This window comes from Vibrio cincinnatiensis, from assembly GCF_022113815.1.
Lineage (GTDB): Bacteria > Pseudomonadota > Gammaproteobacteria > Enterobacterales > Vibrionaceae > Vibrio > Vibrio cincinnatiensis_A.
The window spans coordinates 120368-130083 of the sequence record NZ_SGOM01000010.1 but is presented as its reverse complement, the minus strand read 5'-3'; the positions used below and the strand labels follow the sequence as shown (position 1 = coordinate 130083).

Sequence of the window (9716 nt, the reverse complement as noted above, 5' to 3'; positions counted from 1 at the left end):
GGTACGTTCCAAACTAAAGCGTTCCAAATTGGTTCACAAAGCGGTGAAGCCGTAATGCTGACCATGAAAGACATGCGCAGTGATAATGAAATGATGGGTGGTAAGAGCTACGTTGCCGGCACAACCACAGATAAAGACTGGGGGGTAACTGCGGGAAGTACTGATCTTACCATCACGATTACCGATAAAGATGGTAACACTCTTGAGCCTATCTCTATCGAAGCGAAAGAAGGCGACGATATTGAAGAGCTTGCTACTTATATCAATGGTCAAACGGATGCGATTCGCGCATCGGTGAATGAAGATGGCCAACTACAAGTGTTTGCTAGCAATACTGATAATGTTGAAAGTATCGTTTTTGAGGGTGGGTTAGCCACTGAACTGGATATGCAAGCCCCTACCGATGTCACCGTTGATAGCATTGATGTAACCACCGTTGGCGGTGCACAAGAAGCGGTAGCTGTTGTGGATGCAGCCCTTAAGTATGTGGATAGCCACCGTGCTGAACTGGGCGCATTCCAAAACCGTTTTGGTCATGCTATCAATAACCTAGACAACATCAATGAAAACGTGAATGCGTCTAAGAGCCGTATTAAAGATACCGATTTTGCGAAAGAGACAACAGCATTAACGAAAGCACAAATCCTGGGTCAAGCATCAAGCTCTGTGCTTGCTCAAGCGAAACAAGCACCCAATGCGGCATTAAGCCTACTTGGTTAATCGAATGAAACGAAAAAAATCCAGCTTCGGCTGGATTTTTTTATGCCCGAAATTGGAGTTTTATTCGGAGACGCTTGCTTTCTACAACACGAAAGGCTTGACGGTATAGCATCGTTATTTGTTGATGTTGATCACTTTTTTCAACTTAAGTGAAAAAAAGCAAAAAAATGTCTCATTTTTTTCTAAAGGATGTCTAATCTAGGCCGTTAAAGGATACGAGAGAAATGAGGTGTACCGACGAGAGGTGAGAGACTCGAAGGTTCACTAACAATCGCCTAAGGAGATCAACACTATGGCAATTAACGTTAACACCAACGTTTCGGCGATGACTGCACAACGTCACCTCAATAATGGGGCTGCGGGAGTGCAGAAATCAATGGAGCGTTTGTCATCCGGGTATCGAATAAACAGTGCGCGAGATGATGCAGCCGGTTTACAAATTTCTAACCGTTTAACTTCGCAAAGTCGGGGTTTGGATGTTGCGGTACGAAATGCGAATGATGGTATTTCGATAGCGCAAACCGCCGAAGGGGCGATGAATGAAAGTACCAATATCTTGCAACGTATGCGAGATCTGGCTTTACAATCATCTAACGGTTCGAACACCCGTTCAGAGCGTTTAGCCATTCAAGAAGAAGTGGGTGCGTTAAATGACGAACTCAACCGAATTGCTGAAAGTACCTCTTTTGGTGGTAACCGCTTACTTAACGGCACTTTTGGAAGTAAATCTTTCCAAATTGGGGCGGATTCAGGTGAAGCGGTCACATTAACCATGGGAAGTTTGCGTTCTGATACGGCTGAAATGGGCGGAAAAGCTTATCGTGCAACAGCGGGACAAGCTGCGGATTGGAAAGTCTCAACCGAGACAGAGCTCACCTTGAGTTATACTGATAAACAAGGGGATGCTCAAAATGTCACCATCAATGCGAGAGCCGGTGATGATCTTGAAGAAGTCGCGACTTACATCAACGGTCAAAATGATGATATTCAAGCCTCTGTTGGTGAAGGCGGTAAATTGCAACTTTTCGCATCGTCACAAAAAGTGACGGGTGATGTAACCATTGATGGGACTCTAGCGACAGAAATTGGTTTTGGAGCAGGGGAAGATGTGACAGTCAAAGATATTGATGTCACGACTGTTTCCGGTTCACAAGAAGCCATAGCCTTGCTTGATGGTGCTTTAAAAGCGGTGGATAGCCAACGTGCACAATTGGGGGCATTCCAAAACCGTTTTGGCCATGCAATTAGTAACTTAGATAACATTAACGAAAATGTGAATGCTTCTCGTAGCCGGATCAAAGATACCGACTATGCGAAGGAAACTACGGCAATGACTAAGTCACAAATATTGCAACAAGCCAGTACGTCAGTCTTGGCTCAAGCGAAGCAGTCACCATCTGCAGCTCTTAGCCTGTTAGGTTAATTTCAGGTTGAATGAGTAACATGGGTAGCTTAATGCAAGTTGAGTTGCCTGTAAGAAGGTGGAAGGGAGATTGTTATGGAAGTTCCATCCTACACATCGAACATCCAGCCTTACGGCTCGCAAAGTGGCATTAAATTTGCTTCAGAAAACGAGAGCGTAAAAAGTGCTTCTTCAAAAGATGGCTATCGTTCAGTCCGACAGTCTGAAAAAAACAACGAACATGTTTCTGAACAGCTTAAACGCAGTCAGAAGCTCGCGTTGGAGACAGCCATTAAACAGACCCATGAACGGGAACGTTTAAATGAAGAGCAACGAATAAAAATCCTTGAACGAATGGATGAATTTGTCAATTCGATCAATAAAGGATTGTCGTTCAGAGTCGATGAAGAATCCGGACGGGATGTGGTGACGATATATGAAGCCGCGACTGGCGACGTTATTCGTCAAATTCCTGAAGAAGAAATGCTTGAAGTTTTGCGACGCCTTGCTCGTGAGCAAACCCCAAAATCTGGGTTGCTAGTGATTAAGGCGTAATCGTATTGTTGAGGTGATTGGATGAGTTTAGGCCCAATGGGGATGAACACTGGTTTTGATATCAATAATGTTGTCAGTACCATTGTTAATGCAGAACGTGTACCCAAACAGCAGAGCATTGACAATAAGCGCAATGATATTGATACCAGTATTAGTGCCTATGGGCGACTGAGAGAGTCGCTGGATACGATGAAATATCTCATGGCGAACTTTCGTCAAGAGAAAGCGTTCGCTGTGCGCAAAGTTGACACTTCGAACGATAACGTAATATCCGCAACAGCAAATACGGAAGCCATGGCGGGTAAATACGCTGTCGATGTGCTGCAGCTTGCCCAAAGCCATAAAATTGCTTCGGAAGTCATTCCAAGCGAGACTAAATTTGGTCCGGGTAAGCTGCAAGTTTCCTTAGGTTCTAAAAAATTCACGGTCGATGTTGCTGGCAATTCTAAGCTCAATGATGTTGTCCGTGGTATTAATAATCAAAAAAATAACCCCGGTGTACGCGCTTCTATCATTAATGATATGGAGGGCCCGCGGTTAGTGATTGCTTCTAACCTTTCTGGTGAGAAGAATCGCCTTTCTATTCAAGCGGATGCTGAATCTGGGAATGCACTCAAACGTTTAGAATATAAGACGCTTGAAGATCGCATAAAAGATTTAGAAGCTGCGCGAGCACAAGCTCAGCAGCTACTCGCGCCTCTGACGCCAGAGCAGCAAGAGATCGCCGCCAAAGTCGCTGATAAAATTGGCGATGCCGCCCGAGAACTTGATGAAGAAGTGGCGGCCCAAACTGAGTTACTGTCAGGTAAGGCCAGTGATTTAGATGGGCTTTCTGGTTCAGAAATAAAAGCGGCAGAACAGGTCAATCGTTACCTCAAACCTGAAGAGCGAATTCCCGGCTGGACAGAAACGGCTTCTGGCACCTTGTTAGACTCTTATTCTGAACCAGAACCTGAGCTTGATGGTGAAGCATTAGCGAAAGCACCTGATGTGCCTGGTTGGAGTAATACCGCCTCTGGTACTTTAACGGATTCCTATGTTACGCCGAAAGAAGCGCAAGCTAAGCTAGATGCTAAGCTGGCTAAAGAACAAGCGGCGATCGATGAGGCCGTAAAAAGCGGCAAAATGACGCCGGAAGAAGCCAAAGTTGCACAGCGAGCATCGCTCTCAACGGAGGAACGTGAAGCGCTGGAAGCTATGGAAAAAGTTCAAACGGAACTGAAAGCCGCTCAGCAATCTTTCGATGAATATCAAGGCATGATTCAAGTTCAAGCTGGGCAAGATTCACGAGTCTTGCTTGATGGCATTGCTACACTTTCTAGTGATAACAATGTGATTGAAAATGCTATTGAAGGGGTTAACTTAACCTTAAAAGGAAAAACGGATCCTGGGCAGACTCCAGCTGAAATTGGCATTGAGTATGATCGTGATAGTGTTCGGCAGGATATTGAACAATTTGTCGCTTCTTATAACCAATTTTATCAGGTAACCAAAGAGCTTTCTGGCGTTGATCCAAACACAGGGCGAGCTGGGCCATTAGCCGGGGATAGCATTGTCCGTAGTGCGGACTCTCGACTGAAATCAGTCTTTTCCTCGCCGATAGATCAGGCTCCTGAGAATTTAAAAAGCTTGACAGAGTTTGGTATCACCACGACTCGCCAAGGGACGTTAGAAATCAATTATGATATGCTTAACCGTCAGCTAAACACGAACTTTACTCAGCTTGGCGAGTTTTTTGGTGGTAATCAAGGCTTTGCTAAGCGTGTTGAAGATGCCATTCAAGGCTTGACTGGCGCAACTGGGTCTATCCGTACCCGAGAAAATAGTTTATCGGAACAAACTCGTCGTTTATCTAAAGATCAAGATGCTTTAGATCGTCGTATGGATGGTTTGGAAAAACGTACCCATGCAAAATTTTCAGCAATGCAAGATGCAACAGGGAAAATGCAGTCCCAACTAGCTGGCATGATGAATGCCTTAGGTCAGTAATATGCAAATGACCCTTCAAGTTTTATGTGATATCAATCGTCAAATCAAAGAAAAATTGATGGTAGATGATATAAATACTGAAGAAATTATAGTGTTGGTCGATAAAAGAGAAACACTATTAGGGGAACTGCTGAGTTATATTGCAAGCAACCCACAGTTTGCGCAGTCTGCCGAGTGGCAGAGTGCCATTCTAGAGACACAACACCTTGTTGAACTGATGCAACGAAAAACGCAATCGATAGGTCAAGTGCTTCATAAATATCGATATGGCAATAAATCCGTTCAGCAATACAAAAAGTTTTTATAAGAGGAAGACTATGCGTGGTTCTTTACAGGCGTACAAAAAAGTATCAGTGGATAGCCAGCTCACGGCAGCCTCACCACATAAAATTGTGCAGATGTTGATGGCTGGTGCGATTGAGCGCTTGATTCAAGGCAAGGCCGCCATGCAGCAAGGTAACATCCCTGTAAAAGGTGAACGTTTAGGGAAAGCGCTAGATATTATCATCAGTTTACGCAGCAGTTTATCGATGAAAGATGGCGGTGAAATTGCGCAAAATTTAGATATGCTTTATGAATTTATGATTACTCAAATTTCTACGGCTAACCATAAAAATGACCCACAACCCATTGATGATGTCATCGATATTATCCGCGAGATAAAGTCAGCTTGGGATCAAATCCCGGCGGAATATCACAATTTAACGGCTTCAGAAATTGGGATGTAGGATTTATCCTAATCTTTTAACCGACATCACACCTGATAATTGCTTGGTTGCCTTATTTTTTTAATTAAATAGAATAGAAGCCACTAACTAGCCGAGTGGCTTTTTTGTTGCTGCATCTCACTCGTTGTTGATCCTTGTTTTGACCGCTTAACACAGCATATGGTCAAGTCAGTGATTTGCAACGGTGAAAACACAACAATCTCAAAATTAAGGCAAATATTCTCACCTATGCAAGGTTTAGCAAAACTACTTGTCATTGAAGACGACGTTTCCGTTCGTCAAAGTTTCAGCACAATCCTAGAATTCGTGGGGGAGCAGTGTGAAGTTATTGACTCTTCACAAATTGATCTTATTGATTGGTCCGGCACTTGGGCAGGATGTATCTTGGGTTCAGTTGACGCACCGTGTTTGCCTGAATCGCTGAAAAATACGCTTTTTCATGCGAACCATATCCCTTTACTTGTGGCAAACAAACATTTTTTTTCTTTTGAATCTTTTCCTCAGTTTGTCGGCGAATTAGAGTTCCCACTTAACTATCCTCAACTCAGTGAGGCTCTGCGTCATTGTAAAGAGTTTTTAGGCCGTAAAGGCATTCAATTGCAATCCTCTTCACGTAATAATACGCTCTTTCGTAGTTTGGTCGGGCAAAGTCTTGGTATTCAAGAAGTTCGCCATCTCATTGAGCAAGTGGCGAGTACGGAAGCGAATGTTCTTATTCTTGGTGAATCTGGGACGGGAAAAGAAGTGGTCGCTCGTAATATCCACTACCATTCTACTCGTCGTCGAGGGCCCTTTGTTCCAATTAACTGTGGTGCAATTCCCGCTGAATTACTGGAAAGTGAACTATTTGGTCATGAAAAAGGAGCTTTTACTGGAGCGATTACAGCCCGTAAAGGACGCTTTGAATTGGCTGAAGGGGGGACACTTTTTTTAGATGAAATTGGTGATATGCCCACCAATATGCAGGTAAAACTCTTACGTGTCTTACAAGAACGCTGTTTTGAACGGGTTGGAGGAAATACAACTATCAAAGCGGATGTTCGAGTCGTGGCTGCGACTCACCGAGATCTCGATAGCATGATTAGTGAGCAACGTTTTCGGGAAGATCTGTACTATCGATTGAATGTTTTTCCGATAGAAATGCCAGCGTTGAAAGATCGCAAAGAAGATATTCCTTTGCTATTACAAGAGTTAATGACACGAATGGAAGTAGAGGGAGCTTCACCGATCTGCTTTACGCCAAGAGCCATTAATTCTCTCATGGAGCATGATTGGCCGGGAAATGTACGTGAGTTAGCGAACCTTGTTGAGCGGATGGTGATCCTTTACCCCAATAGTTTAGTCGACGTTAATCATTTACCCACCAAGTATCGTTATAGTGATATACCTGAATTTCAACCAGAACCCAGTCGCTTTAGTTCGGTTGAAGAGCAAGAACGGGATGTGTTAGCTGATATTTTCTCGGAAAATTTCAGCTTTGAACAAGGTGATGAATTGACGCTAAATGGGAATTTAGACACACCACAGGCGCTTCCTCCTGAGGGGATTAATCTCAAAGAATTACTGGCTGATTTAGAAGTCAATTTGATTAATCAAGCGCTGGATGCTCAAGGGGGAATTGTTGCTCGAGCGGCGGATATGCTCGGCATGCGTCGAACAACCCTAGTTGAGAAAATGCGGAAGTATAATATGCAGCGGTAGCCATTTTTTTGGTGAGTCAATTTATTGACTTTTATGTAATTGCATGAAATAAAAGAAAAATAGCCTGGCTTGCATATTGCATGTTAGGCTATTGTTGTTTTTCAAGGTCAAAGATTAGCGATGGATAACTCAATGCAAAAGCAGCATTCGCATTTAGACTCTTTAGAAGATCAAGTCGAGCGTTATAAACAGGTGCTGGATGTTATGCCCGCAGGGGTTATCTTACTTGATACTCAGGGCATTGTGCGTGAAGCAAACCCAGAAGCTCAGCGGCTTTTACAAATTCCCTTATTGGGGGAAAAGTGGTACTCGGTTATTCAAGTTGCATTTGCACCACGTGAAGATGATGGGCATGAAATATCATTGCGCAACGGTCGTAAGGTACGGTTAGCTATTTCAGCGTCGACAACTGGGCAATTGATTCTGATCACCGATTTAACGGAAACACGTTTGCTACAATCACGCATTAGCGATTTGCAACGTTTGTCTTCGCTTGGTCGGATGGTAGCGTCTTTAGCCCATCAGGTGCGAACACCTTTATCCAGTGCCATGTTATACGCATCGAACTTGTCTGCCCCTAATTTATCAACACCGACACGTGAACGGTTTCAAAATAAGTTGCTTGATAGGCTGCATGACTTGGAAAAACAGGTAAATGATATGCTGCTGTTTGCGAAAGGGGGAGATAATAAAGTTATTCAGCCTTTCTCTATCGCTGATTTAGTCGCTGAGTTTTCGCCAATGGTTGAAACGGCATTGAAAAATAATCAGATAGACTATGACTTGCAAGTTGAGCAAGAAGAGACAAAGCTATTGGGGAATGCTAACGCGGTGGCATCTGCACTCAGTAACTTGGTGATGAATGCGATTCAAATTGTAGGTAAACAAGCTCAGATAGATGTGTTTTTTCGTCCTGTAAATGGTGAGTTGAAAATTTCAGTGCAGGATAATGGCCCCGGTGTACCCGAAGAGTTGCAGCATAAAATTATGGAACCCTTTTTTACCACTCGTTCTCAAGGAACAGGGTTAGGGCTTGCGGTAGTACAAATGGTTTGTCGTGCGCACGATGGCCGATTAGAGTTGATGTCACAATCTGGTGAAGGTGCGTGTTTTACGATGTGTCTTCCTCTTGAACGTCAATCCCAACCATCTCAATCAGATAGTGGAGAATGATCATGGCTCAAAATAAAGTCTTAGTCGTTGAAGATGATGAGGGGCTACGCGAAGCGTTGGTCGATACACTGGCGTTAGCCGGTTATGAGTGGCTTGAAGCCGATTGTGCTGAAGATGCATTAGTTAAATTAAAAAATCATTCTGTTGATATTGTTGTTTCTGATGTTCAAATGGCAGGAATGGGTGGGTTAGCATTACTGCGCAATATCAAGCAACATTGGCCTAATTTACCTGTTTTATTAATGACCGCGTACGCCAATATTGAAGATGCGGTTGCCGCGATGAAAGATGGTGCCATTGACTATATGGCTAAGCCTTTTGCACCAGAAGTATTACTGAATATGGTTAGCCGCTATGCACCAGTCAAATCTGACGATAACGGTGATGCTGTTGTGGCCGATGAAAAAAGCCTGAAATTATTATCTTTAGCGGAAAAAGTGGCCAAAACGGATGCGAACGTTATGATTTTAGGCCCGAGCGGTTCTGGTAAAGAGGTAATGTCGCGTTACATTCATAATGCTTCTCCGCGTAAAGACGGCCCTTTTATTGCCATTAACTGTGCGGCTATTCCTGATAATATGTTAGAAGCGACCCTATTTGGTTATGAAAAAGGGGCGTTTACAGGAGCGGTACAAGCGTGCCCTGGGAAATTTGAGCAAGCGCAAGGTGGTACCATTTTACTCGATGAAATCAGTGAAATGGATTTAAGCTTACAGGCAAAATTATTACGTGTTTTACAAGAACGAGAAGTCGAACGACTGGGTAGTCGTAAAAGTATTAAACTGGATGTGCGAGTTCTTGCAACCAGTAACCGTGATTTAAAAGCTTACGTTCAAGAGCATAAATTCAGAGAAGATTTGTACTATCGGCTCAATGTTTTTCCAATCACTTGGCCTGCACTTTGTGAGCGAAAAAAGGATATTGCACCTTTAGCGCGTCATTTGGTTGAACGGCATTGTAAAAAATTGGGATTGCCTGTTCCTAGTGTTTCTGCCGCAGCTATCGCCAAATTAGAGAGTTATCCTTGGCCTGGTAATGTGCGAGAACTAGACAATGTGATTCAACGGGCATTAATCTTAAGCGAGCAGGCGGATATTGATCAGCAGCATATTTTGCTCGAAGGGTTAGATTGGCAAGATGCGTCTGGTCTGCAAGCGCTTGTTGAGCAAGGGGAAGAGCGAGCGTGTCCAGAAATAAAACCTCTGACGGAGAGTACTCTAGCGTCCAAAAACTACACCAGTACCGCTGGGCTAGGTGATGAACTCCGAGATCAAGAGTTTACTATTATTATGGAAACATTAGTGGAGTGTAACGGGCGGCGTAAAGAGATGGCTGAGAAATTAGGCATCAGTCCCCGAACATTACGTTATAAGTTAGCAAAGATGCGAGATGCTGGAATTGATATTCCTGGATAGGCATCGATTTAGATCATGTTTCAAGTGGCATAT

General features: G+C 43.6%; 9 protein-coding genes. All 9 read left to right on the top strand.

Features of this window, described 5'->3' with window-relative positions; all coding sequences use genetic code 11:
- A partial coding sequence (locus tag EXA13_RS13290; RefSeq protein WP_238133600.1) for a flagellin occupies positions 1–720 on the top strand: 720 nt, incomplete at its 5' end.
- A 292-nt stretch (positions 721–1012) separates the two neighbouring features.
- Positions 1013–2143, top strand: a complete 1131-nt coding sequence (locus EXA13_RS13285) for a flagellin (protein WP_238133599.1) — start codon at positions 1013–1015, stop codon at positions 2141–2143.
- Between the two features lie 75 nt (positions 2144–2218).
- On the top strand, positions 2219–2677 hold the full coding sequence (flaG, locus tag EXA13_RS13280) for a flagellar protein FlaG (protein ID WP_238133598.1): 459 nt from the start codon (positions 2219–2221) through the stop codon (positions 2675–2677).
- Positions 2678–2698: 21 nt separating this feature from the next.
- Complete coding sequence (gene fliD, locus EXA13_RS13275; protein ID WP_238133597.1) at positions 2699–4666, top strand: flagellar filament capping protein FliD; 1968 nt, start codon at positions 2699–2701, stop codon at positions 4664–4666.
- 1 nt (position 4667) lies between these two features.
- Entirely contained in the window at positions 4668–4973 is a 306-nt protein-coding gene (locus EXA13_RS13270; protein ID WP_238133596.1) for a flagellar protein FliT, read from the top strand.
- 10 nt (positions 4974–4983) lie between these two features.
- Positions 4984–5394: a flagellar export chaperone FliS gene (gene fliS / locus EXA13_RS13265; RefSeq protein WP_238133595.1), complete on the top strand. Its 411-nt coding sequence runs from the start codon at positions 4984–4986 to the stop codon at positions 5392–5394.
- A 228-nt stretch (positions 5395–5622) separates the two neighbouring features.
- Entirely contained in the window at positions 5623–7095 is a 1473-nt protein-coding gene (locus EXA13_RS13260) for a sigma-54 dependent transcriptional regulator (RefSeq protein WP_238133594.1), read from the top strand.
- Between the two features lie 132 nt (positions 7096–7227).
- Positions 7228–8268 (top strand): sensor histidine kinase, encoded by a 1041-nt coding sequence (locus EXA13_RS13255; RefSeq protein ID WP_430794491.1) that lies wholly within the window; start codon positions 7228–7230, stop codon positions 8266–8268.
- Between the two features lie 2 nt (positions 8269–8270).
- A complete protein-coding gene (locus tag EXA13_RS13250; protein ID WP_238133592.1) occupies positions 8271–9683 on the top strand; it encodes a sigma-54-dependent transcriptional regulator in 1413 nt (470 codons plus the stop codon).
- The last annotated feature ends 33 nt before the right edge of the window (positions 9684–9716 follow it).